The organism is Corynebacterium sp. (assembly GCF_030152825.1).
GTDB lineage: Bacteria > Actinomycetota > Actinomycetes > Mycobacteriales > Mycobacteriaceae > Corynebacterium.
In genome coordinates this window covers 1-23,559 of the sequence record NZ_JASLIP010000047.1, presented here as the reverse complement: position 1 = coordinate 23,559, position 23,559 = coordinate 1, and the positions used below count along the sequence as shown (strand labels likewise).

Below are 23,559 nucleotides of genomic sequence, written 5' to 3'. Positions count from 1 at the left end.
TTTTCCTAATCTTCCCTGCTTAGCACTAGGCTGGGTGCCATGCGCAAGGGAATTATCACTCTGGGTGTTATCGGTATTATCGCGGCATTCCTGTTCGGCGTTGGGCCGATCGCGTATCAGCTGCTCACTGACCGGGGTCTGCAAACCGCCGATCTCGTCGAGGGCGGACCCGAGCCAACAACGTCAGCGGACGGTCACTGGGTGATCGTCCCTGGTGCCGGTGCCAACCACACCCAGGCTGGTTATACCTTCCGTGAGATCCTGCCGGGGCAGGAGAAGACCACCTCCGGACGTGCGGATAACAGCACGGAGGAGAACATCAAGGGCGACCTGCAGGTCTCGGACGGCACCCTCACGGAGGGCCTGGTGGAGGTCCGCGTCGCGGGGATCTCCTCGGACGTGGAGAAGCGCGACATCAACGTCCGCCGCTCGATCCTGCACACGGAGGACTACCCGAAGGCGAAGTTCAGCATCACCGAGCCGGTGGATCTGAGTGGCATTCCGGAGGACGGTTCCGTCGGTGAGGTCGACGTCACGGGAGAGCTCACCCTCCGCGGCGAGTCCAATAAGGTCAGCGCGCCACTGAAGGTGCTGCGCACGGGGGACAAGGTCGTCGTCCAGGGCAAGGTGCCGTTCAAGCGTTCGGACTTCAACATCAAGACCCCAGAGTTCGTCGCGGCCAAGATCGCTGACGAAGGAACGATCGACCTGCTTCTCGTTTTCGAGAAGCCTTAAACCCCACACGCGACGCGCGCGAGAACAATCGCGGTCAATATTAGGAGCACCATTGAACACCCAATTTCTCCTGTGGTCCCGGGTTATCCGGCTTGTGGTGCTGCTCGCGCTCGGCGGGTGGCTCGTGAGTAATGGCACCGGCCTTGACTACTTCTTTGCCGCGGTCTGCGCCGCGCTGATCGCACTGACCTGTTATCAACTGTGGGCGAGCAGCCAGAGGGGTGGCCACTGATATGGCATCGAATGCACGTTTTCTCGAAGACCTGCTGGACGACAAGGACCTCGACGCGGTGAGCCGGTGGCTCGCCGATCGTTCGTCGGTCGTGGTGGCCGAAGAGCTCGGCCGAATCTCCGGGGCGGAGCAGGCGGTGGCCTTCCGGTTGCTGCCCAAGGACCGCGCCCTGGATGTCTTCGAATACCTGGATCCGGTGCACCAGGCCGAGCTGCTGGACGCGCTGCGAGACGACCACGTCACCGAGATCTTCGCGAGTCTGGCCCCGGATGACCAGGCATCCCTGCTGGATGAGATGCCGGCGAAGGTCGCCTCGCGCCTGCTGCAGGGACTGCCGTATTCCCAACGACGTGTGACGAGTGGGCTGCTGGGTTATCCATCCGAGTCTGCGGGCCGTCTGATGGTGCCCACGCCCACGGTGCTGACCCCGGACGCGACCCGGGAGGAATCCCTGGAAAAGCTGCAGTCGCGCGCTCAGCGCTATGCCTCGGGCCCGCATCACTCGATCGCGCTGGCCACCGTGGCGGTGACCGATGAGTCGCGCAAGCTACTCGGCATGGTGGAGCTCGCGGACCTGGTCACCGCGCCCGAGGGAACGCTGGTCGGGGAGTTGCTCGAGGAGGAGCAGCACAGTGTCTCCGCCTATGACGACCAGGAGCACGCGGCCCGACTGATCCAGGAAGCTGACCTTCTGGCACTGCCCGTCGTCGACGACGAAGACCGCATTCTGGGCGTCATCACGGTCGATGACGCCATGGAGGTCCTCGAGGCCGAGGTGACGGAGGATGCCTACCGCGCCGGTGGCGCCGAGCCGCTGAACGAGCCTTATCTGACGGCGACGGTGATGACGCTGGCGAAGAAGCGCGGCGTCTGGCTGATCGTCCTGATCCTGGCCGCCTTCCTCACGATCAACGTGATGCAGTATTTCGAGGATGTGCTCGAGGCCGTGGTGGTGCTCAGCATCTTCGTGCCGATGTTGATCGGTACGGGCGGTAACGCGGGCTCGCAGGCGGCGTCCTCGGTGGTGCGTGCGCTCGCGGTCAACGAGGTGAGACCCCGGGACGTGTTGCGGGTCATCGGCCGTGAGGTTCGGGTGGGCTTCCTGCTGGGTGTCTTCCTGGGTACGGTGATCTTCCCAATTCTGGCCTTCCTGTACTATCCGCAGGTCGCGTTGACTATTTCGTTGACGATCGTGGCGATCTGTACCTGGGCCTGCATCGTTGGTGGCGTGCTGCCGCTGGTGGCGAAGAAGTTGGGCGTGGACCCGGCGGTCTTCTCGACGCCCGTGGTGTCCACGTTGGTGGACGCCACCGGCCTGATTATTTACTTCAGCATCGCCGGTGTGATCATGGCTGATCAGATCCGCCAGGCGACGGGCGGCTAGCGTCGGCCGAACTTCTCTAGGTCGGCTGGTGCACCGGCGAGGATGACGTTGTCGTCGGGGGAGAGCGGGTGGTCGGCGAAGGGTGGGGCCCACTGATTGCCGCTGTGCACGGCGACTAGCTGGACGCGGTGCTTCGCCCACAGGCTGTGCCGGTTGAGGGAGTGGTTCACCAGTTCCTTGGGGGCTCGCAGGGTGATCATCGCGTAACCCTGGTCGAAGACGGTATAGTCCTGGAAACGGCCGCTGAGCAGGTGCGCGACGCGGCGGCCGGTGTCTCGTTCGGGGCGGACGACGTGGTGTACGCCCACGCGAGTGAGGATGCGGGCGTGGGCGTCGGAATCCGCCTTGGCCCAAATGTCCTTGACCCCGAGTTCCACGAGGTTCGATGCGGTCAGGATCGAGGCTTCGAGGCTGCTACCGATGCCGATGACGACCTGCTGAAAATCCTTTACACCGAGCTGCTTGAGGGCCTCGGGATCGGTGGCATCGGCGATGAAGGAGTCGGTGAGGTGGGCGTCGCTGTCGTGCAGCAACTTTTCATCGACGTCGATGCCGAGTACGTCGACGCCGTGGCTGTGGAGCTCTTCAGCCATCGCGGAACCGAACCGGCCAAGCCCGATGATTGCGACTGGTGGCAAGTGGATGGGGCGGGCGCTGGGGAGGAGCTTATCGAGTGGGTTAACCAATGTACGGCCTTTCTGCGGGGTAGGAGTAGTGCTTGCTCGGGGTCGTCGTGGCAAGCGCTGCGACGAGGGTGATGGGGCCGACGCGGCCCATGAACATCACGAAGCAAAGAAGGAGCTGCGAGGCGCCACTGAGGTCAGCGGTGATGCCAGTGGAGAGGCCGACGGTGCCGAAGGCGGAGATGACCTCAAAGTGGATTTGGTCAGCAGTGAACTGGGGGTTGAAGGTGCGCAGGCACGCGATAACGATTGTTATGACACTTACCGCCACGGCGCCGACGGTAAGAGCCTGTCGGATCACGGTGTGATCGACACGGCGGCCACCGATGACCGTATCCTTCTCGCCCTTAATTTCTGCCACGATCGCTGCGAGCACCACGAAGAGCGTGGTGATTTTGAGACCGCCGGCGGTGCCACCGGAGCCACCGCCGATGAACATCAGGATGTCGGTGCCCATCAGGGTATTGGGGGACATCTCTCCAAAGTCGACGGATTGGAAGCCGGCGGTGCGGGTCGTGATGGACTGGAACACCGCAGCGAGCGCCGCGGTGCCACCACTCATGCCAGCAAAAGCGTGATTGCGCTCGAGTACCCAGAACATCACAAAACCGCTGATCAGGAGGACAGCCGTGCCAGTGAGCGTGATCCGGGCGGTCATAGACAGGCGCGGCGGGTTCCTGCGTTGCCTGCGCAGGCGGACACGCGCGATGAGCTCGTCGAGCACGGGGAAGCCGAGGCCACCGAAGACGATTGCCAGACCGATCGGCAGGATGATCCAAGCATCTCCGACGTGAGGGATGAGGCTACCGGCGTCGAGCCCGAAGCCGGCGTTATTGAAGGCGGAAATGGCGTGGAATAGGCCCATCCATGCCGCTTCGCCGGGGCTATCGGCGTAGCCGCCCACAAACATACGAACGGCGAGCACGCTCGCAACCAACAGTTCGCAGACCACCGTGAGAATAATCGCGCCGATAATGGTGGATTTCACGCTGCCAACGGTGAGCGTTTTTCGCTCTGCGACCGTATAGAGCTTGGTTTTCAGGCCCAGCCGTCCGCTGAGGATGAGACCGGCGAGGGATGTCAAGGACATGATTCCGAAGCCGCCGATCTGGATGAGAGCCAGGATGACGACCTGCCCGGCACCCGTAAAGCCCGTGCCGGTGTCCCGCACGCCAAGCCCGGTCAGCGTCACCGCGGACGTCGCTGTGAAGAAGGCCTCGAGTGGCGAGACGGAGTCGCCGTCGGGCGCGGAGAAAGGCATGAGAAGCAATAAGGTGCCCAGCGCGATGAGCCCAAAGAATCCAACGGACACGAGGCGCGCCGGATTCTGCGTCAACGACGCGAATAAGCGATTCACCAGAATGATCCTAGACCTGTCGCGAAGGGCACACTAGGGCTTTGTGATCGATACACAACAGTGGCGAGCTACGGGGCTCAACCAACCCACCAGCAAACAGCCTGGCCGTAATTGTCCGATAATATACATTATGACACTTTAGATTTATGGGGTCCTGGCCTGCGCCAAGTCCCTCCGGCCCCGCTGCAGATACAGCGGGGCCGTCAGTCCCCCTGGAGTCCTAGGAGTCCTTAGATTCCTTGAGCTCGGAATCCTCGCCGGGCTCCCAATCAACCTCGAGTTCATCCATGAGCTCCTGGGTCGAGTTTTCAATCTCCGTCGTCGAATCCTTCTTATCGTCGGCCGAACTCTCGGAAGCCCCTGACGCCTCGGCGGCATCGTCCTCAGCCGAGTCCTCGTCCTCAAGATCCTCAGATTCACTTTGGAACTCACGAGTCAGTGCCTCGGCAAGCTCATAGTTGCCCACGTTGGACTTCTCCACGATCTTCTTGAGCTCACGACCCTCCGAGTCGCTCAGCTCTTCCTCCCCCTCGTGGAACTTATTCACCAGTTCGGTGGCGCGCTCGCGGAACTTAGCCTCGCGCTGGATGCGAACCCGGGACTTGATCCACCAGGCGACGAGCACCGCGATCGTCAACAGCCCCACCCAGCCGATGATCGGATACACATTGGCCATCAATGCTTCGAAGCCGAAGAAGCTCACACCGAAACCCACCAGGCAGACGCCCAGAAACACGGGGCGATACTTATCGCGGTGGTTGGCCGTCAGGCGGCGCCCCAGCGCGTAGAACATGCCGATGCAGGTGTTGTAGATCATGATGAAGATGATCACGACCATCACATAGGACAGCGGATGGTTGATGTGATCGATCAGGCTGAGCATCGGAACGCTCGAGTCCCCGACCACGTCGAAGTTGGCGAGCAGGACGAAGGTCGCCATCATCAGCATCGTCAGGTAGATGAGGCCACCCATGAGGCCGCCCACACCCGCTTCGCGTGGCTTCGTGTTCGCGCCACCGATCACCAGGGCCATGGACAACCCCAGCAGCAGCGCAAGCCCCGTGTAGTTCAGGGCGGAAAGCCACCACGGGCTGATTGGCGATTCGGCCCCCTGAGCCAACTTCCCCATCGCAGCCATGTCATCCGGCAGGTTGAACAGCGTGTAGCCGAATGCGAAGACCACCGCGATGATAATCAGCGGCGTCACCGTGGAGATGATGCTGGAGACCCGGTCGACATCCATCAGCCCGGTGATCATCACCAGGATCAGCATGATCAGCGAGCCGACCCAGGCAGGCCAGCCGAACTGCTGCTCTAGGTTGGATCCCGCCCCCGCGAGCATCACGAAGCCCACGGCAAACAGCGTGAAGGTCACGCCGAAGTCCAGGAACCTGGAGACGATCGGGTGGGACATGTTCCGGAACACCATGCGGTGCTCCTGCGCCAGAAAGTAGCTGCCGAGCTGCAGGATCACTGCCCCGGCGATGGTCATCAGGACACCGGCGAGCAGCGCACCCCACAGTGCGGAGAGTCCAAAGGAGCCGAAATATTGAATGACCTCTTGACCAGTCGCGAAACCAGCGCCGACCAGGAGGCCAACAAAAGATAATGCAATTTTAAAAGTGTTTCTCAAAGACACTAATGAGAGCCTCTTTCGTAAATATCACAAATACGAACGCTCTCCAGTATTGCTTAAAATTTACTTATCCTCATATTGCGAAACTGTGTTGAAAGACACACACCGTCCGCCGGATCGTCCGAATCACGCCAGTTCACGGGCAAGATCCAGGAGCTTTTTCTCGGCGCCGACATCTCCCACCAGCTGCACGCTGGTCGGAAGCCCGTCGCTGCCCTGCCCCATCGGCACGGCTAGTGCCGGCTGACCCGCGACATTCCACATGGCCGTGTATGCGATCGAAGGCATGCTCAGCAGGGAGGCACGAATGGCCCCCTTCCCCACCAACAGGTCAGCGCGGCGTGGCCTGTCGGCCACGGTCGGCGTGAGGATCGCATCAATACCCTCGCGGGCCATGATGTCCGAGACCTGGCGCCCAATGGCGGCTGCCTTCTTCTCCGCCCAGGACACCATCTTCGGCCTCATGAGCGCGCCCACCAGCTTGGTCAGTCGGTGGCGCTTCTCGATGCGATCGGGCTTTTCCAGCAGCCCGATTTCGCTCCGGATTCCGGCGAACATGAGGATCAGGAACGGCAGCGTGGGATCCGGCAGTCGGGCAGACAGCGGCCGAAGCTGCGCCCCTTGGGCCTCAAGCTGTGCTGCGGCACGCTTCCGCGCCTGGCGGTTCGCTGCTGCCACCGGGATGAACGGCGTGCTCGACCGGTCCAGCCATGCCACCTGCCATGGCCTCTCGCTGAAATCCCGTCCGCGCTGCTCTACCGGGTCAAACGATGCCCGCTCCCAGCTAGCCCCACCCGATCCGGACGGAACGAGGTCCTCGTCCCGTAGGACCGACAGCATCAACTCGACATCGTCTACCGTTCGGGCCATCGGGCCGGACGTCCCCAGGGACTTCCACAGGTCGGTATAGGGGGCGGTGGGCAGCACTCCCCGACCCGGCTTGAGTCCTACCAGCCCGCACATCGCCGCTGGGATTCGGACCGAGCCACCGCCATCGCCACCCATCGCGATCGGCACCATCCCTGCCGCTACCGCCGCGGCGGAACCCCCAGAGGAGCCACCTGGGGTCCGGGAAAGATCGATGGGGTTGCGCGTCACCCCGTAGCCCTGTGAGGAGGTCAGCGGGTAAGCGCCGAACTCCGGCATGTTGGTCTTGCCAATGATGACCGCTCCAGCTGCGCGGAGACGAGCCACGACCACGGAGTCTTTCGACTTCGGCGTGTGGTTCGCACGGGTTCCAAAGCTCGTCACGGCACCAGCGACATCGAGTTCTTCCTTAATGGCAACGGGAACACCGTGGAGAGCACCTCGCTCCGAGGGATCAAGCTGGTCGAGCGCTGAAGCTGCCCGCAGGGCGTCTTCCGCAAAGACCTGGCTGAAAGCGTTGATGAACGCGTCTCGCTCCTCAATTCGTTCGAGGGCTGCGCGCACTCCCTCAACTGCCGTACGTTCCGCTACCCTCGCGCGCCACTGGTGCGCGTCGAGCTCGTGCCACGGGGTGTCCCCGACGTTTCCACGCCGGACACTGACGTTGTTTTCCTGAGGTGTCATCTCCACTAACCGCTTTCTTTCGATCTAATTCCAGCCTCTGATCCCCCCGCGCTACAGCGGGGCACAGCGCTCACCCGATCGCCCCACCGGCGTGAGCCCTGCCCCTCGGGTCGCGCTACACCCCGGCGCCGGCCTGAGGCAGCGTGTACCGCAGCTGCTCGCCGACCCGCTTTCCGGAGTGGATGCAGCCGCCGAGGAAGGTTCCTTCCAGCGCGTTCTGGCCGTGCATACCGCCGCCACCGAAGCCCGCGACCTCGCCGACCGCGTAGAGCCCCGGCAGGACCTCCCCGTCGTTGGTGAGGCAGCGGCCGGCCAGGTCGGTCTCGATGCCGCCCAGAGTCTTTCGGGTCAGCACGCTCAAGCGCACGGCGATCAATGGTCCGTGCTTCGGGTCCATCAACTCGTGCGGTGCCGCACAGCGCACCACCTTGTCGCCCAGGTACTGGCGTGCGGTGCGGATGCAGTTGATCTGATAGTCCTTGGAGAACTTGTTCTCGATCTGGCTATCCCGGTCCTCGATCTGACGGCGCAGCCCCTCCTCATCGACCTGTGGCCTATCCGGCCCGACTAGCTCGTTCATCTTCTTGACCAGGCTGCTGAGGTCGTGGGCGATCACCCAGTCCTCACCGTGGTCCATGAACGCCTGCACGGCGACCTGCATGCCGGAGCCAAGCTTGGAGAGCAGCTTCTTCACGCTCTTGTCCGTCAGGTCTGGGTTCTGCTCGGAGCCGGAGAAGATAAACTCCTTGGCAGCGATGGTCTTGTTGAGGATAAACCAGCTATATCCCATCCCGGTGCGCCCAATATGGCTCAGCGCCGCGAGGTTATCGCCGCCCGGGATGAGGTTATTGGGCAGCCGCTGGCCCGCCGCGTCCAACCACATCGCGCTGGGACCAGGGATGATGCGAATACCGTGGCCCGGCCAGATGGAGTTCCAGTTGTGCATGCCCTCTGGGTAATGCCAGGTTCGGTCGGTGTTCACGAGGTTCGCACCCGCAGTTTCGGAGATGCCGATCATGCGGCCGTCCACGTGGGCCGGCACGCCGGTGACCATGTCCTCCGGGGCGGGCCCCCAGCGGTCAGTCGGCCAGCGCTTGCGCACCAGATCGAGGTTTCCGCCGATTCCGCCGGAAGCGACGACGATGCCCGCTGCACGGAATTCGAACTCCCCCGTGGCCGTTCGGGAGGATGCCTCGCCGCGCGGGAGATCCGTTGCTTCCAGGACCGTGCCGCGCACGCCTTCGATGCGGGTGCGCCCGTCGGCCCCAGCTCCCGTGATCAGCTCATCGACGCGGTGACGGAACTCGAAGTGGATGCGCCCCTCCTGCTCCAGCTTCTCGACCTGCTCGCGGAAGACGCGGACGACCTCCGGCCCCGTCCCCCAGGTCAGGTGGAAACGCGGCACGCTGTTGCCGTGCCCGGAGGCGTCGCCGGAGCCGCGCTCGGCCCAACCGACGGTGGGCAGAACGTTGAGCCCCAGGTTCTTGAGGTAGCTGCGCTTCTCATTGGCGGCAAAGCGGACGTACTCCCGGCCCCAGGCCTTCGGCCAGCGGTCGTTCGGGGTGTCCTCGAATTGCGCGGAGTTCTCCCAGTCGCGCCAGGCCAGGTCTTCGCTGTCCTTGACCCCCATGAGCCGCTGCTCCTGGCTGTCGACGTAGAACAACCCACCGAGGGACCAGAACGCCTGCCCGCCCAGGTTGTTACGGTTTTCCTGGTCCAGAATGAGGACGTTCAACCCACCCGTTGCGGCCTCGTAGGCGGTGACAAGGCCTGCCAGGCCTGCACCGACGACGATGACGTCCGGATTCCACTGCGTACTCAAACTGTCCTCCCCTTATCTACGGGCATCTGCCTCGGCTCCACGGGATCGTGGGGCGCGAATATAGAGGTTAGTTTAGGCAAAGGACATAGCTGTGTGCGCGAATTGCGAAACTTCGATCAGAGCCTCACACGACCGACCCCGCCTCGCGCTAACGCCGGTGGCGAATGACGAACTGCATGCAGTCGATGTCGCCGGCGCCCACGAGTGCCTCGTGCAGCGCGAGCTGGAAGTCCCAGAGGCGGCGATAGATCGCGTCGAAGCCCGCGGCAGCAGCTTGTCGCTCGCGGGAGGCGAAGTGGGCACGCCACATCGGCAGGGTCGCCGCGAGGTGCGGCCCCAGGTGATTTTCGGCGACGACGTCCAGCCCGGCGGTGAAGATGTGCTGGCGGATCAGTGCCGCCGGCGAGTATTCCAGGGCAGGCCAGATGTAGCCGCGCACCACGTCGAGAGATTCCCGCGCGGTTTCGCGCATCTGCGGGGTGGCGACCAGGGTCTGCACCACGGCCACGCCCCCGTCCGCAAGGAGCCGGTCCACAGCCCGGAAGAAGTGCCCAAGGCCACCTCGGCCTAGGGTTTCCAGCCGTTCAGTGGAGAAGATGGCGTCGTACTCCCCGGCCCACTGCCGTGGCGAGGGCACTGGACCGCTGATCAGCTCCACCCGCACGCCACCGGCCACGCCGGCCTGACGCACGCGGGAGCGCACCACCTCGGCGTGCTCCTCATCGGAGGTCAGCACGCTCACCGATGCGCCACGCTGAGCGGCAAGGATCGCCAACTGCCCGCCGGAACTCGAGAGCTCGAGGACGCGGTCGCCAGGGCCAACATTCGCCTCGTCCAGCATCAAGTTGATGCGGCGCAGCTGCCCGGAGTTGAGGTCCTGGCGCTGCACGTCGGCGGGCTCGAGGTACCAGGTTTCATCGAGGCGGACGGGCTCCTCCGGCCTACTGAAACGGCGGCGCACGCCGGTTGCCACGCCGGCCACACCGCGGGGGGCGGGTTTCTCCTCATCGTCCACCAGGATCTCTCCGGTCCTGCGGTCGACCTGAACGGTTTCCGTGGTGCGGGCGGCCGAGGCAAACAGCGCGGTGGCGGTGGCACGGGTGGCTCCCGCGTACAGCTCCACGAGACCATCGGGCAGCTCGCCGGCACGCACCGAACCAAAATCGTGGCGCGGCTTTCGTGGGCTAATCCCACCCAGCAAGGTATTCATCGGCGCTTCGAGGGGCTGGTGAAGGAGAACTTCCAGCACCTTAACCAAAGGCTCAGCCCGCCACTCCCCGATCAGGTAGCTTTCCGCAAGCCCCAGCCAGCCTTGGGCAACCGCCCGGTCGAGCATGAGGCCGTCACGCACCTCGAGGTAGGTCTCGTCCTTGGAGTCGAAGGAAATTCCCTCGTCGTCCAACAGTTTTTCCAGCCGCTCCCGGAATGCCTCGGATCGCTTGCTGAGGAACCGACCATGGGGCATCTCAGCGAGGTGCGGCCACCGCTCGGGGTCGATATAGGGGTCGAGAGAGAAACGTTCCACGGGAACTATCAGACTCTCCTCTCCCGGTGCGCGCGGGGCCGGCTCGGCTATTGGCGGTGAAGTTATCCCTAAAGTTAGTCGATATCGCGCCCCAAACGGGTTATTAACACTCGCGAAACAACCCACATCAGGTGGATCCCGAAAGTGCTTTACATGGCCTTAAGCATTAAGATTGTTGAAGCACGCTTCGTGAGGATCTCACAGGGTCCGTATATCAGCGAGAACTTGAATCCAAAAACCAAAAATATTGTGCTGAGGAGCATTAGTTTCTTATGACCACCAACTCCCTTGGTCCAGCAGGTAATCGCCACCACGTCGTCATCATCGGCGGTGGTTTCGGCGGTCTGTTCGCGGCAAAGAAGTTCAAGGGCAAGGACATCGCGGTCACCATCATCGACCGCACCAACCACCACCTGTTCCAGCCACTGCTCTACCAGGTCGCGACCGGTATCTTGTCTGAAGGTGAGATCGCACCTTCCATCCGCCAGCTGATGGCGGACGACGAGAACGTCCGCGTGATCAAGGGCGAGGTCCGCAACATCGACATCGACGGCCAGAACGTCACTGCTGACCTGGGTGGTAAGGAAGCCGTCATCGAGTATGACTCCCTGATCCTCGCTGCCGGTGCGGCACAGTCCTACTTCGGTAACGACCACTTCGCTGAGTTCGCGCCAGGCATGAAGTCTGTCGACGATGCCCTGGAGATCCGCGCCCGCGTTACCGGCGCCTTCGAGCGCGCCGAGATCACCAGCGACCCGGAGGAGCGCCGCCGCCTGCTGAACTTCGTGGTCGTCGGCGCTGGCCCGACCGGCGTGGAGCTGGCTGGTCAGCTGGCTGAGATGGCCCACCGCACCCTCGCCAAGGAGTTCCGCGAGGTCGATACCAACGATGCCCGCATCATCCTTATCGACGGTAGCCCGCAGGTTCTGCCACCGTTCGGCAAGCGCCTGGGCCGCAAGGCTCGTCGCAAGCTCGAGGATCTTGGCGTCGAGGTCGTCCTGAACTCCCTGGTCACCGACGTCGACCGCGAGGGCGTGACCTACAAGAACATGAAGACCGGCGAGGAATCCTCGATCCCGAGCTACGCCAAGATCTGGTCCGCCGGTGTGGCCGCTTCCCCGCTGGGCAAGCACGTCGCCGACCAGGCTGGCGTGGAGTCTGACCGCGCGGGCCGCGTCATGGTCAACGAGGACCTGACCCTGGGCGAGCACAAGAACGTCTTCCTCATCGGCGACATGATCAACCTCAACGGCCTACCAGGCGTGGCCCAGGTCGCCATGCAGGGTGGCCAGTACGCAGCAAAGACCATCATCGACGAGATCGAGAATGGCACCAGCCCGGAGGCCCGCGCCCCGTTCGACTACTTCGACAAGGGTTCCATGGCGATCGTCTCCCGCTTCAACGCTGTGGTGAAGATCAACAAGGCCGAGGTCTCCGGCTTCATCGGTTGGCTGATGTGGCTGGCCCTGCACCTGCTGTACCTGGTCGGCTTCCGCAACCGCGCGATCGCCGCGTTCAGCTGGGGCCTGAACTCCGTGTCCCGCCGCCGCTGGCAGCTGGTTGCTACCCGCCAGCAGCTGCACGCCCGCAACGCGCTGAACAAGCTGCGCAAGCTGGAGGATGAGAAGGGCATCCGTTCCCTCGAGGTTCGCGATAACCTCAAGTTTGGCGAGGGTCGCGACACCCCGGCTGACGCCGACTAGTTCCCGCACTCGCGCCCGAGCGCACTAGAAAAGCGCAATCCCCGGCCCCTCCTTCGTGGTGGCTGGCCGGGGATTTTTGCGTGGCGTTAACTCACTTATTCATCACAGCTGTCTTCAGCATGGTCAGGGCCAGCAGCTTCCCGGTCTCCTCATTGCGGTGCTCGACGCGCCACAGGTGGGAGGTCGACCCCAGGTGCTCAGCGGTCGCGGTGGAGACGATGACGTCGCCCGCCTTCGAAGGCCGCAGGAAGTCGGTATTGTTGTTCGTTCCGACGACGATCGGGCCCGCGCCCGCGGCGACGAAGCTGGCCATGCTGGCTGCGGTCTCCCCCAGCGTGGCGTAGATGCCTCCATTGGTGATCCCCCAAGGCTGCAGGTGAATCGGTTGCACCTCAAGGCGCAGGGTGAGGGAATGAGGTGCTACCTCGGTGTAGCGAACACCCAGCGTCTCTTCCAGCCCGTTGGTTGCGGTCATAATTCCATTAAGGGTGTCGAGCTCTTCGCCGGTGAGCTTACGCTGGCCGGCAGTGCTGCTGAGCTCCAGCATGGTCTTCATGTGTTCGTTCATGTCAATAGATTAACCACGAAGTGTCGGGGTAAACTGCGAAATCATGAGTAAACCTTCGGCACCGAATCCTTCCTCGAATCAGGCACCCGCAGGCGCACCAGATGGCGAGCTCGCCCAGATCGGCGTGATCGGCCTGGCGGTGATGGGGTCCAATATCGCCCGCAACTTCGTGAATCACGGCCACACCGTAGCGGTTTTCAACCGCACTTTCGCCCGCACCGAGGGCTTCATGGAGAACTTCGGCGAGCAGGGTTCTTTCATTCCAGCCGAGACCTTGGAGGCCTTCGTGGCTTCCCTCGAAAAGCCGCGCCGCGCGCTGATTATGGTGCAGGCCGGCCCCGCCACCGATGCCATGATCGAGCAGCTCGCCGATGTCATGGACCCGGGCGACATCATCATCGATGGTGGCAACGCCCTGTACACGGATACGATCCGCCGCGAGAAGGAGATCTCCGCGCGCGGCCTGCACTTCGTCGGCACCGGTATCTCCGGTGGCGAGGAGGGAGCCCTGAACGGCCCAGCGATCATGCTGGGCGGCACCGCCGAGGCCTACGAGTCCCTGGGCCCGCTGCTGGAGTCCATTTCCGCGAAGGTTGATGGCGAGCCGTGCTGCGCCCACATCGGCCCGGACGGCGCTGGCCACTTCGTCAAGATGGTCCACAACGGTATCGAGTACGCGGATATGCAGGTCATCGGCGAGGCTTACCACCTGCTGCGCTACGGGGCGGGGCTGAGCCCGAAGGAGATCTCCGAGGTTTTCCGCGAGTGGAACACCGGCGAGCTGGAGTCCTACCTCGTGGAGATCACCGCGGAGGTCCTAGCGCAGGTCGATGCCGAAACCGGCAAGCCGCTGGTGGACATCATCGTGGACGCTGCCGGCCAGAAGGGCACGGGGCGCTGGACTGTGAAGTCCGCCTGCGACCTGGGGATCCCGGTCACCGGTATCGGTGAGGCGGTGTTTGCCCGCGCGCTCTCCTCTGATAGCCCTGCCCGCCAGGCCGCCCAGGGCAAGCTCGCTTCCGGTGAGCTGGCAGCCCCAGTGGACCCCGCCCAGCGTGCGGACTTCATCGAGGACGTCCGCCGCGCGCTGTACGCGTCGAAGATGGTCGCCTATGCCCAGGGCTTCGACCAGATCCTCGCGGGTTCGGCGGAATACGGTTGGGACGTCGACCCCCGGGACCTGGCCCGCATCTGGCGCGGTGGCTGCATCATCCGCGCCCGTTTCCTCAACCGCATCGTCGATGCCTACGAGGCGGATCCGCAGCTTCCGTCCCTGCTGCTGGATGAGTACTTCCTGGAGCAGATGTCTGGTCTAGTGGACTCGTGGCGCTGCGTCGTCGGGACCGCGACCGCCCAGGGGCACCCGGTTCCGGTGTTTGCCTCCTCGCTCTCCTACTACGATTCCCTGCGCGCCCAGCGCCTGCCGGCCGCGCTGATTCAGGGCCAGCGAGACTTCTTCGGCGCCCACACCTACGGCCGCGTGGACAAGCCTGGCGCCTTCCACACCCTCTGGTCCGGCGACCGCAGCGAGGTCGAGGCTTAAGTGCCGTCGCCTGACCCAGAGCCGCCGTCTTCCCAGCCCGAGTTTCGATCGCTCGGGCTACCAGTAGCGCTCGCCCAGTCCCTGCAGCGCGCGGGGCTGCGTAAAGCCTTTCCCATCCAGGCCAGCGTGATCCCCTCCGCCGTTGAGGGCAAGGACGTGCTGGCCAGCGCTCCGACCGGCTCGGGTAAAACCCTCGCCTTCGGGCTTCCCATGCTGGCTCGGTTGAGTTCCGGGGATTTGCCGCGCGCGACGCGGCCGGGCAATCCGCGTGGTGTGGTGCTCTGCCCCACCCGCGAGCTCGCGGAGCAGGTCTTCGAGAACCTGGACCCGCATGCCGCAGCTCTGGGCCTGCGTGCGCTGGTGCTGGTGGGCGGGGTGAAGGTGCGAGCCAATCTCACATCCCTGGCCCGCACGGTGGACCTTGTCGTGGCCACCCCGGGTCGGTTGAACGACCTCATTAAACGCCGTGCGATCTCCCTGGAGCACTGCGCCGTCACGGTCGTGGACGAGGCCGATCACATGGCAGACCTGGGATTCCTTCCCCAGGTGCAGGCAATTCTCGAACGCACTCCGCAAGACAGCCAGCGGATGCTCTTCTCCGCAACATTAGACGGCGAGGTCGCGGCCCTGGCTGAGGGCTGGACCCGTAACCCGGTCCGCATCGAGGCTTCCGGCGCACGCTCGATCTCGGCGGCAGCGCCAGTCCCCGCCGCCGGTGCAGGACACCAGGCTGAGGCAAAGGCACGAGCCGCGGCTACTCACCCAACTTCACGCGCAGCCAAGGACGAAGGATCTCCGGTGGAGTTCCTTCTCAGCGAGGTCGCCGATAACGGCCAGCGTCAGGCCGCGGTCCGCGCGATCGCACGCAAGGTGCCCCGCGTGATGCTTTTCGTGCGCACCACCCATGCGGTGACGCGCTGGGCGAAGCACCTCTCGGCGGGCGGCGTCAAGGTCGCCGCCCTGCATGGCAACCGTGGCCATCAGTCCCGCCAGCGAGCGCTCGCTGACTTCCGGGAAGGCAAGGTGCGCGTGCTTGTCGCCACCGATATCGCCGCACGGGGCATCGATGTGCCTGGCGTGCGCGCCGTCGTGCACATCGACCCGCCGCGCGATCCCAAGGCGCTCGTGCACCGCTCGGGTCGAACCGGTCGCGCGGGCGCGTCCGGCACGGTCGCCCTGCTCGCCTTCCCCGACCAGGTCCGCGAAGTTTCGACCATGATGCGGGCCGCTAACCTGGGCTACGAGAAGGTCGAGTCCACCAGGCTCGTCCGCCGGATTCTCCGTGAATAACCACCACCGCCCCGGTCCGCCGGGGTACGCACAACCCACCACCCACTCACTCCTCGCCAAGGACAACTTCTCAAGAATATGGACATACTGCTGAGCATCCTCGGCCTCGCGGGCTTCATTGCACTGACCGCGGGCACCGGGCTGTTCGTCGGGATCGAGTTCGCCATCACCGGTCTCGAAAGATCGACCATCGACCAACACGTCAAGGACAAGAACGACGGCCCAGCACGCCTTATCCAAAAGGCTCACGGCGAGCTCTCGCTGCTGCTTTCCGGCGCCCAGCTGGGCATCACGATCACGACCCTGGCCACCGGCTTCCTCGCCGAGCCGATCCTGGCGAAGTTCTTCACCCCGATGCTGGATCTGTTCGGCATCCCGCACTCCGCCTCGATGGCGATCGCGCTGACCCTCGCCGTCATCCTGGCCACCGCCCTCTCCATGATCTTCGGCGAGCTGGTGCCGAAGAACCTGGCGATCACCGACCCGATCAAGGTCGCGCGCTTCACCATCCGCCCGGTGTGGGCCTTCAACCAATTCTTCCGCGGCTTCATCTCCTGGCTCAACAACATGGCGAACTTCGTGCTGCACCGCGTCGGCATCGAACCGGCCGATGAGCTCGCGAGCGCGCGTAGCCCGAAGGAGCTGGCCGCCATCGTGAAGTCCTCCGCCGGCACCGGCGAGTTCACGCAGGCCAAAGCTCAGATTTTGGACCGTTCCCTGCGCTTCCGCGACATCTCCGCCGACGACATCATGACGCCGCGCTCCACCGTCGAGTCGCTGGATGAGGAGGACACCGCCGACAAGCTGATCCTGCTGGCCATGGAGACCGGCCACTCCCGCTTCCCCGTTACCCGCGGCGACCTCGACGACACGATCGGCGTCGTCCACGTCAAGGACGCGGTCGCACTGCAGCCGGAGCGGCTGGCGACGACCACCGTCAAACGCCTCGCCCGCCCCGTCCCCACCGTCCCGGAAAGCCTGGGTGGCGAGGCCGTCCTACAGAGCGTGCGTTCCGCCGGTTCGCAGCTGATTCTCGTCGCGGACGAGTACGGCGGCACCTCCGGCATCATCACCATCGAGGACGTCGTCGAGGAAATCGTCGGCGAGGTCTGGGATGAGTACGACGATAAGGACGAGGACGCCGAGGTCCGCCGCACCGGGCAGATGTGGGAGATGTCCGGCCTGGTCCGTACCGATGAGATCTTCGAGGAGGTCGGCTACACCGCCCCGGACGGCCCCTATGAAACCCTCGGTGGGCTCGTGATGTCCGCCCTGGGCAGGGTGCCGCTGGAGGGCGACCAGGTGGTCCTCCCCCGCTCCGAGCGGGAACTCCGGGACTCCTTCGAGAGCGGGCTGAACAACCGCTGGCTGGCCCGGGTGGTGTCGATGAATAAGCATCGCGTCGATCGGGTGATCCTGAGCCCGATCACCGAGGAGCAGGCCGCCGAGTACATCGACGAGGAGGGTGAAAACTAATGGGTGATTTGTGGGGCATTCTTCTTGCCGTTTTTCTGATCCTGGTCAACGCCTTCTTCGTGGCGGTGGAGTTCGCGCTGATCTCCTCCCGTAAGGACCGCCTGGACTCGATGATCGCCTCGGGTAACCAGCGGGCGAAGAAGGTCCGCTACGCCGTCGAGCATCTGACCATCATGCTGGCGGGCGCGCAGTTTGGTATCACCATCGCCTCCGTCCTGTTGGGCATGATCGGCGAGCCGGCGATCGCCCACCTCATCGAGGCCCCGCTGGCGGCCCTGGGGCTGCCGGAGAGTTTCGTCCACCCGATCGGCTTTACCATTGCGCTGCTGCTGATCACGATGCTGCACATCGTGCTGGGCGAGATGGTGCCGAAGAATATCGCGCTCGCCGGCCCGGAGACGGTCGGCACGTACCTGGTCCTGCCGCACCTGGCGTTCGTCAAGGTGACGCACCCGATCATGGTCGTGCTGAACTGGATGGCACGCACCGTGCTGCACGCGTTCGGTGTCGAGCAGAAGGACGAGCTGGATTCCACGGTCTCGCCGCACGAGTTGGCGAACATGATCGCGGAGTCCCGCTCCGAGGGGCTGATCGCCGCCGACGAGGCGGACCGCATCTCCAACGCCCTGGCTAGTTCCCGCCGCGCGATGGGCGAGGTGCTCATCCCCCGTGAGGACGTCTACGCCCTGCCCTTCGGGGCGTCCGGGCCGACGGTCATGGAGGTGCACCGCGCGGTGGTGGAGACGGGTTTCTCCCGCTTCCCTGTCGCCGATTCGAACGGCACCTGGTTGGGTTACGTGCACGTCAAGGACGCGCTGGACGACTTCCTCGCCGACCGCGACGTCGCCGTCCCCATCCGCCCGCTGATCACCGTGACGAGCACGCAGAACTTCGACCTGGCAATGCGCGCGATGCGTGTGAACTCCTCGCACGTGGCCGCGGTCGTGGAGAACGGGCGCACCATCGGCCTGGTGATGCTGGAGGACATCATCGAGGAGCTCGTGGGCACCGTCCGCGACTGGACCCACGACTAGAAGTACTAGATCCCCCGAAGACAAGAGGAGGCAGCGAAGGCCTGCATGGCTACTGATACGCAATTATCCCCCACCCGCCCGGCCGAGCGTGTCTTGGGCTGGGCTGAGTGGCAGGCCCGCAAGGCTGCCCACATTCAGCGGGTGGAATCGCTGACCGCAGCACACCAGGCGCGCCGCAAGCAGGGTGAACGCCACCCAGTGTGGGACTTCCTCTTCAGCTACTACCCGGTGACCCCTGGGAAGCTGAAGAAGTGGCACCCGGGGCTGGGCACGGCACTGGAGATCCGCCCGGACGACTCGGTGGAGGGCTTGCCGCAGGTGAAGGATTTCTACCACCGCGTTGGGGATACCTGGCGGCTGGATCCGGCGGCGTTTCTGGCGCGCCGGGGCGAGACCGCCCGGTTCATCCGGCGGCTGCTCGCTGCGACGGCTGCCCGGCCCGCGGTCTTAAGCTGCTTCGGGCTGCACGAGTGGGCGATGGTCTACCGGGATGCCCCGCGGCACCCGGAGCCACTCCGGCTGGGTGCGGCTGGCACCAACGACGTGGTGGAGTCCCACGAGCTGAAGTGCACGCACTTCGACGCCTTCCGGTTCTTCACTTCTTCCTCTGCACCGATGAATGCGAATCAGCTCACCCGGGAGGACCAGGAGCTCTTTGAGCAGCCGGGCTGCCTGCACGCTGGCATGGATCTGTATAAGTGGGCGACCAAGCTGGGCCCGGTAGTGCCGGGAGAGCTGTGGGTGGATTGCTTCGAGCTGGCGGGAGACTTCCGGCAGCTGGACATGGAGGCCAGCCCTTATGACCTGCGGGAATGGGGTTTCGAGCCGGTGCGCATCGAGACCGCCGAGGGTAAGGCGGAGTATGTCCGCCGCCAGCGGGAACTGACCAGCCGCGCCCAGGAACTGCGCGCCCAGTTGCTGGTGCTCCTGGATCTGCTGCTCAGCCAGGAGGATCACCCCCGGCGGGCAAAGCAAGACGCGCCGGGCACGTGATCCAGGGTCGAGGTGCACCGGGCTGCACTAAACTGAAGGTTTGAACACGATTTTTGGAGGGTCGATGGCGCGTCACGCGAGTGGTGAGAATAACTTCAAGGTCGCCGGGTGGGTCTGGGCCGTGTTGATCGCGGTCGTACTAGTCACCGCACTGATCATCAGCTGGTCAGCGGTGTCGAAGAATAACCAGGAGACCGTGGCCGCCGAGGAGTGCGCGGAGGGCGACTACGAGCTGAGCGTCTGGGCCGCACCCAAGGCCAAGGAGGCGGCCGAGGAGCTCGCCAGCGCGTATAACGACGCCGACCGGGTCGTCGCCGATCACTGCGTCACCGCCGCCGTCTCCGAGGTTGCGGATCGCGACGGCCTGTCCAAGCTGGACTCTGAGGTCCCTGCAGCGTGGGTTCCGGAGGACGCCGCGGCAGTCCTGCCTGCCGCGAAGGATCACGGCGTGCGGGCGGCTGGTAGCAAGGCCCCAACCGTGGGCGAGCCGGCGCGTCCGATGCTCCGCCTTGAAGCCGGCGACCGAGTGCCGGAGCTTGGCCAACGTGCGGCCTCGGACTTCACCAGCTTCGCGGTTGAAGAGCAGAAGCTGCCGACCACCGAAGTTGCCGCGCTGGCCGGAGGCAAGGGCCACGGCGCTAAGGACGCGAAGAGCGGCGAGGACGCAAAGGCTAAGGGCTCCAAGAAGGACGAGGACGAGGCGAAGAAGCCGGCGCTGGCTCGTGGCACGGACGTCACCTTCTTGCTGGATACCTCCGACGCGATGGGTGTCGTCGAGGGCGATGCGCGCCGTCTCGACGTGGTGCGCGGTGCACTGCACTCCGCCTTCCAGCGGGTCGGCGAGAACGAGGGTGCGGTGAGCCTGTGGAACTACTCTTCGCAGCTCTCCCCCGGGGCACGTACTCCATACCGCGTGAACGTTGACCTTTCGGTCCGCGATGGTGGGGCGGCCGCCGGTGCGGTGCTGGACCAGCTGAATGTGGGCGGCGGCAACCACGCGAACGTTTCCATCTCGGCCGCGCACAAGGCGGCGGTGGATTCCGCTGCGGCGGCGGGCGCGGAGAAGCCAGCGGGCCGCATGGTCGTGGTGCTGGCCGGTAAGAACCAGGACGAGCTCTCCGTCGAGCGGCTGAAGGCCCAGCTGGCTGCAGCGAACCCGCAGGTGCGGGTGGACATCGTGGGTATCGGTGGCGATGTTTCCGCAGGCGAGCTCACGCCGATCGCGGAGGCGACGGGCGGAAAGTTCTACCCCGCCCGCGACGCGAAGGCCGTGGACGGGGTACTCAAGGATATTCTTTAAGCCTCGCTGCGGTCAGGGGGCAGCGAGGCTTAAAAGTTTCTCGACAGGCTGTGGCCTAGGCCAGGCGACGGCGGCGGCGACGCTCTGCGAGCTCGTCGATCGCCGGGTCCTGGGAAATCTTCTCCGATGGGAAGCTCGTGATATCGCCGCTGAGCTCCTTCATCAGACCTGGAACTGCGATGCCGAACACGCCCTGGCCGCCGTTGAGGAGGTCGATGACCTCCTCGGAGGACCGGCACTCGTAAACGGTCGTGCCGTCGGAGACGAGGGTCAGGCCGGCGAGGTCGTCCACACCGAGGTTCTCCAGCTTGCTGACTGCCTTGCGGATGTTCTGCAGGGAGATGCCGGTGTCCAGCAGGCCCTTGACGATCTTCAGCACGAGGATGTCGCGGAAGGAGTACAGGCGCTGGGAACCGGAGCCGGAAGCATTGCGAATAGAGGGCTTCACCAGGTCGGTACGCGCCCAGTAGTCGAGCTGGCGGTAAGTAATACCTGCGACCTGGCATGCGATGGGCACGCGGTAGCCCACCTCGTAGTCTGGCCCGTGCACATCGAAGAGTGCATCCTGCTGGCCGTCGTTTGTACCCATTCGCTTCTCCTGACCGTGGCTGCCTACGCGAGCCCTTTTGCTAGTTAAAGAATAGCCGGGTCGGCGGATACGTCAACCGCAAACCCTTAAGTTCAAGTTCAAGGTTAACATTAACATTGATAACAAACGACACATGTGTAACAACACGCGTGTCAGATAACTTTTTGAGACCCCCTTGGTGCGCCCCTTGCCAAAAAATAAAGCCCGCGCCCCTCCCCTTGTGGGAGGTAGGCGCGGGCCCAAAGCTCTAGAGAATCTAGTCGAGGTTGCCCTTCACGATGGCGGCGTTGAGGGAGAGCAACAGCGCGGAGACCTCGCGAGCTGTTTCCGCAGAACGCTGGCGAGCGTTTTCGTCGCGGGCGTGCTTCAGCGGATCAGAAACGCGGGAGACCAGGTCGAGCTGACGGTGCGCGATGGTCATCATAGCCTTCAGGTGGCGGCCATCGAGGCCGAACTCGCTCAGCCGGTCCGCCAGCTGCACGATCGTGATGTCGTCCACGCTGAAGAAACCGGACTGGTCGGCCGTTACGAGGCCGAGGCGGATCAGGCTACCGGTGAAGGAGTCCTCGACACCAGCACGCGCCGTCAGGTCCGCGCGCGTCAGGCGGCGCGGCTCCGAGGTGCGGAACTGCTCCGCGGACATCGCACCGGCGATCTGGCGCTTGGCGTAGACCGGGGTGACCTTCCCAGCATCCATCGCGTCAAGCTGCTCCTTGATGACCTTCAGCGGCAGGTAATTATCGCGCTGGTGGGTCAGGATGTAGCGCAGACGCTGAATGTCCTCCGGGGAGAAGCGGCGGTAGCCAGACTGGCTCCGGCGCGGGGTGATGAGCCCCTCGGACTCCAGGAAGCGGATCTTGGATACCGTCACGTCCGGAAAGTCAGGCTTCAGCTGCTTCAGCACATCGCCAATGGAGGCGGTGGGAAGCACCTTCTCCCCAGTCTGCGCCGGGTTCTGCTCGAGCAGCTTCTTCGCTGCGTTACCTTCTTGTGCCGCCACGGGTTTTAGCTTTCCTTCGCGCCGTTCAGGAACACGAGGCGGAACTTGCCGATCTGGATCTCGTCACCGTTGGACAGGACCGCGGAGTTCTTCGGCTCGCGGTTGACGTAGGTGCCGTTCAGGGATCCGACGTCCACGACCTCGTAGTCCGCACCGTTGCGGCGGAACTCAGCGTGGCGACGGGAGACGGTGACGTCATCCAAGAAGATGTCGCTGTCCGGGTGACGGCCAGCGGCGGTGGTCTCCTGATCGAGGAGGAAGCGGGAACCGGCGTTCGGGCCGCGCTTCACCACGAGAAGGGCGGAGCCCTCCGGCAACCCCTCGACACCGGAGGGAGATGCGTCGGCCTGGGCGCCGGACTCCATCTCCTTCAGGAGGTCCGCGCGAAACACCGATGTGGTCTCGACAGATGCCTCCGGCTTACCGGTGTTCTGGCTCATAGTGAGATCCTCTCTGGAACGTATTTGGCTAACGACAACACAATACTACCCCGCCGGCGATGGAGAGTCACCGAGGTTGTTTTCACAAGTTCATAACTATCGGAACATCTGCGCCACAGAACCGATCAACGAGCCGCCACCGCTGGAGAGCGGATTGTCGTTGACCATATAGGTCCAGGTCGCAGACGGCTTGTGGAGTCCGAGGCCGGCCAGGTCCACGCCCTCGCTGGTGAACTCTGCCTCAGCAAAAGTGTCCTCTGCCTTGTTCACCGCACGGGCTGCCAAGTCGCCGAACGCGGCGATGGACATGCGGTGGAACTCGTCGATGGGCGATTCCCGGGCGATGGCGCGCAGGTGGATGGACTCCCGGATGTCGTCCAGGTAGGCCAGGTGTTCGCTCCACTGCAGGTCCAGGTGGAAGAGCATGATCGCGCGGGCCGATTGCTCCAGCACGGCCTGCTCGATGCCCTGCTCCTGCAGGCTGGCGGCCTTCTCTGGCTGTGCTTCGGCGAGCTCCCGCCAGGCAGCGTCGGTATCCAGCAGCTTCTGACGGCGGGCGTCGATGATGTCCCGCTGGTCCTTGATGAGCTTGTTGTACTTCCAGGTCGTGGCGTGAATGTCCAGCATCTGGCCTTCGGTCACGCGCTGGCAGTGGTCGACGAAGTTCGCGACCTTCTTCTGACTCAGGCGACCGCTCG

20 protein-coding genes and 1 pseudogene are annotated in these 23,559 nt (G+C 64.2%); 10 read left to right on the top strand and 11 right to left on the bottom strand.

The window, feature by feature from the left end; translation table 11 throughout:
• The first annotated feature begins 39 nt into the window (after window positions 1–39).
• The 3 genes from Q1V78_RS05660 to mgtE are packed head-to-tail and all read left to right on the top strand — an operon-like array spanning window position 40 to window position 2,351.
• Window positions 40–735, top strand: coding sequence for a YceI family protein (locus Q1V78_RS05660; RefSeq protein WP_070759115.1), 696 nt, complete (start codon window positions 40–42; stop codon window positions 733–735).
• 52 nt (window positions 736–787) lie between these two features.
• Entirely contained in the window at window positions 788–967 is a 180-nt protein-coding gene (locus Q1V78_RS05655; RefSeq protein ID WP_300612545.1) for a hypothetical protein, read from the top strand.
• Between the two features lies 1 nt (window position 968).
• Window positions 969–2,351: a magnesium transporter gene (gene mgtE / locus Q1V78_RS05650; RefSeq protein ID WP_300612543.1), complete on the top strand. Its 1,383-nt coding sequence runs from the start codon at window positions 969–971 to the stop codon at window positions 2,349–2,351.
• On the opposite strand, the gene Q1V78_RS05645 is transcribed toward mgtE, so the two are convergent.
• The 6 genes from Q1V78_RS05645 to Q1V78_RS05620 form a co-directional block, all read right to left on the bottom strand.
• On the bottom strand, window positions 2,348–3,037 hold the full coding sequence (locus Q1V78_RS05645) for a TrkA family potassium uptake protein (protein WP_300612542.1): 690 nt from the start codon (window positions 3,035–3,037) through the stop codon (window positions 2,348–2,350). The two genes, mgtE and Q1V78_RS05645, sit on opposite strands and share 4 nt — an antisense overlap.
• A complete protein-coding gene (locus Q1V78_RS05640; RefSeq protein ID WP_300612540.1) occupies window positions 3,030–4,391 on the bottom strand; it encodes a TrkH family potassium uptake protein in 1,362 nt (453 codons plus the stop codon). The genes Q1V78_RS05645 and Q1V78_RS05640 overlap by 8 nt, the downstream gene beginning before the upstream one ends.
• Window positions 4,392–4,611: 220 nt before the next feature.
• A complete protein-coding gene (locus Q1V78_RS05635) occupies window positions 4,612–6,030 on the bottom strand; it encodes a hypothetical protein (protein ID WP_300612538.1) in 1,419 nt (472 codons plus the stop codon).
• 123 nt (window positions 6,031–6,153) lie between these two features.
• Window positions 6,154–7,578 (bottom strand): amidase family protein, encoded by a 1,425-nt coding sequence (locus Q1V78_RS05630; protein WP_300612536.1) that lies wholly within the window; start codon window positions 7,576–7,578, stop codon window positions 6,154–6,156.
• Between the two features lie 115 nt (window positions 7,579–7,693).
• Window positions 7,694–9,400 carry an FAD-binding dehydrogenase gene (locus Q1V78_RS05625; RefSeq protein WP_300612534.1) on the bottom strand — a complete coding sequence of 569 codons (1,707 nt, stop codon included), beginning with the start codon at window positions 9,398–9,400 and terminating at the stop codon, window positions 7,694–7,696.
• 148 nt (window positions 9,401–9,548) lie between these two features.
• Complete coding sequence (locus Q1V78_RS05620) at window positions 9,549–11,051, bottom strand: class I SAM-dependent methyltransferase (protein WP_300612532.1); 1,503 nt, start codon at window positions 11,049–11,051, stop codon at window positions 9,549–9,551.
• Window positions 11,052–11,197: 146 nt separating this feature from the next.
• Between Q1V78_RS05620 and Q1V78_RS05615 the strand changes: the two genes are divergently transcribed.
• Window positions 11,198–12,628 (top strand): NAD(P)/FAD-dependent oxidoreductase, encoded by a 1,431-nt coding sequence (locus tag Q1V78_RS05615; protein WP_300612530.1) that lies wholly within the window; start codon window positions 11,198–11,200, stop codon window positions 12,626–12,628.
• A 91-nt stretch (window positions 12,629–12,719) separates the two neighbouring features.
• Here Q1V78_RS05615 and Q1V78_RS05610 read toward each other — a convergent pair whose 3' ends face one another.
• Window positions 12,720–13,196, bottom strand: coding sequence for a PaaI family thioesterase (locus Q1V78_RS05610; protein ID WP_300612528.1), 477 nt, complete (start codon window positions 13,194–13,196; stop codon window positions 12,720–12,722).
• 43 nt (window positions 13,197–13,239) lie between these two features.
• Between Q1V78_RS05610 and gndA the strand changes: the two genes are divergently transcribed.
• The 6 genes from gndA (at window position 13,240) to Q1V78_RS05580 (ending at window position 20,832) form a co-directional block, all read left to right on the top strand.
• Window positions 13,240–14,739, top strand: a complete 1,500-nt coding sequence (gene gndA / locus Q1V78_RS05605; protein WP_300612526.1) for an NADP-dependent phosphogluconate dehydrogenase — start codon at window positions 13,240–13,242, stop codon at window positions 14,737–14,739.
• Window positions 14,740–16,029 carry a DEAD/DEAH box helicase gene (locus Q1V78_RS05600; protein ID WP_300612524.1) on the top strand — a complete coding sequence of 430 codons (1,290 nt, stop codon included), beginning with the start codon at window positions 14,740–14,742 and terminating at the stop codon, window positions 16,027–16,029. It abuts the gene before it with no gap.
• Window positions 16,030–16,107: 78 nt separating this feature from the next.
• The gene (locus tag Q1V78_RS05595) at window positions 16,108–17,505 is read left to right on the top strand and encodes a hemolysin family protein (RefSeq protein ID WP_300612522.1); all 1,398 of its coding nucleotides are present in this window, start codon (window positions 16,108–16,110) and stop codon (window positions 17,503–17,505) included.
• The gene (locus tag Q1V78_RS05590; RefSeq protein WP_300612520.1) at window positions 17,505–18,539 is read left to right on the top strand and encodes a hemolysin family protein; all 1,035 of its coding nucleotides are present in this window, start codon (window positions 17,505–17,507) and stop codon (window positions 18,537–18,539) included. The genes Q1V78_RS05595 and Q1V78_RS05590 overlap by 1 nt, the downstream gene beginning before the upstream one ends.
• A gap of 45 nt (window positions 18,540–18,584) precedes the next feature.
• Window positions 18,585–19,532: a 3-methyladenine DNA glycosylase gene (locus tag Q1V78_RS05585; protein WP_300612518.1), complete on the top strand. Its 948-nt coding sequence runs from the start codon at window positions 18,585–18,587 to the stop codon at window positions 19,530–19,532.
• A gap of 64 nt (window positions 19,533–19,596) precedes the next feature.
• Window positions 19,597–20,832: a VWA domain-containing protein gene (locus Q1V78_RS05580; RefSeq protein WP_300612516.1), complete on the top strand. Its 1,236-nt coding sequence runs from the start codon at window positions 19,597–19,599 to the stop codon at window positions 20,830–20,832.
• Between the two features lie 55 nt (window positions 20,833–20,887).
• Here the strand turns inward: Q1V78_RS05580 and Q1V78_RS05575 are convergent, their stop codons facing one another.
• The 4 genes and pseudogenes from Q1V78_RS05575 to Q1V78_RS05560 all read right to left on the bottom strand — a co-directional run.
• Complete coding sequence (locus Q1V78_RS05575; protein ID WP_300612514.1) at window positions 20,888–21,421, bottom strand: MerR family transcriptional regulator; 534 nt, start codon at window positions 21,419–21,421, stop codon at window positions 20,888–20,890.
• Window positions 21,422–21,677: 256 nt separating this feature from the next.
• The gene (locus Q1V78_RS05570; protein WP_300612512.1) at window positions 21,678–22,421 is read right to left on the bottom strand and encodes a MerR family transcriptional regulator; all 744 of its coding nucleotides are present in this window, start codon (window positions 22,419–22,421) and stop codon (window positions 21,678–21,680) included.
• 5 nt (window positions 22,422–22,426) lie between these two features.
• On the bottom strand, window positions 22,427–22,861 hold the full coding sequence (odhI, locus tag Q1V78_RS05565) for an oxoglutarate dehydrogenase inhibitor Odhl (RefSeq protein WP_070759131.1): 435 nt from the start codon (window positions 22,859–22,861) through the stop codon (window positions 22,427–22,429).
• 96 nt (window positions 22,862–22,957) lie between these two features.
• Window positions 22,958–23,559, bottom strand: a pseudogene (locus Q1V78_RS05560) (accessory Sec system translocase SecA2); the annotation flags it as partial.

Bases quoted from the DNA above. Each gene is read 5' to 3' on its own strand.
- Q1V78_RS05660 (WP_070759115.1), top strand. From the start codon at position 40: ATGCGCAAGGGAATTATCACTCTGGGTGTTATCGGTATTATCGCGGCA.
- mgtE (WP_300612543.1), top strand. From the start codon at position 969: ATGGCATCGAATGCACGTTTTCTCGAAGACCTGCTGGACGACAAGGAC.
- Q1V78_RS05630 (WP_300612536.1), bottom strand. From the start codon at position 7,578: ATGACACCTCAGGAAAACAACGTCAGTGTCCGGCGTGGAAACGTCGGG.
- Q1V78_RS05615 (WP_300612530.1), top strand. From the start codon at position 11,198: ATGACCACCAACTCCCTTGGTCCAGCAGGTAATCGCCACCACGTCGTC.
- Q1V78_RS05610 (WP_300612528.1), bottom strand. From the start codon at position 13,196: ATGAACGAACACATGAAGACCATGCTGGAGCTCAGCAGCACTGCCGGC.
- gndA (WP_300612526.1), top strand. From the start codon at position 13,240: ATGAGTAAACCTTCGGCACCGAATCCTTCCTCGAATCAGGCACCCGCA.
- Q1V78_RS05595 (WP_300612522.1), top strand. From the start codon at position 16,108: ATGGACATACTGCTGAGCATCCTCGGCCTCGCGGGCTTCATTGCACTG.
- Q1V78_RS05590 (WP_300612520.1), top strand. From the start codon at position 17,505: ATGGGTGATTTGTGGGGCATTCTTCTTGCCGTTTTTCTGATCCTGGTC.
- Q1V78_RS05585 (WP_300612518.1), top strand. From the start codon at position 18,585: ATGGCTACTGATACGCAATTATCCCCCACCCGCCCGGCCGAGCGTGTC.
- Q1V78_RS05580 (WP_300612516.1), top strand. From the start codon at position 19,597: ATGGCGCGTCACGCGAGTGGTGAGAATAACTTCAAGGTCGCCGGGTGG.
- Q1V78_RS05575 (WP_300612514.1), bottom strand. From the start codon at position 21,421: ATGGGTACAAACGACGGCCAGCAGGATGCACTCTTCGATGTGCACGGG.
- odhI (WP_070759131.1), bottom strand. From the start codon at position 22,861: ATGAGCCAGAACACCGGTAAGCCGGAGGCATCTGTCGAGACCACATCG.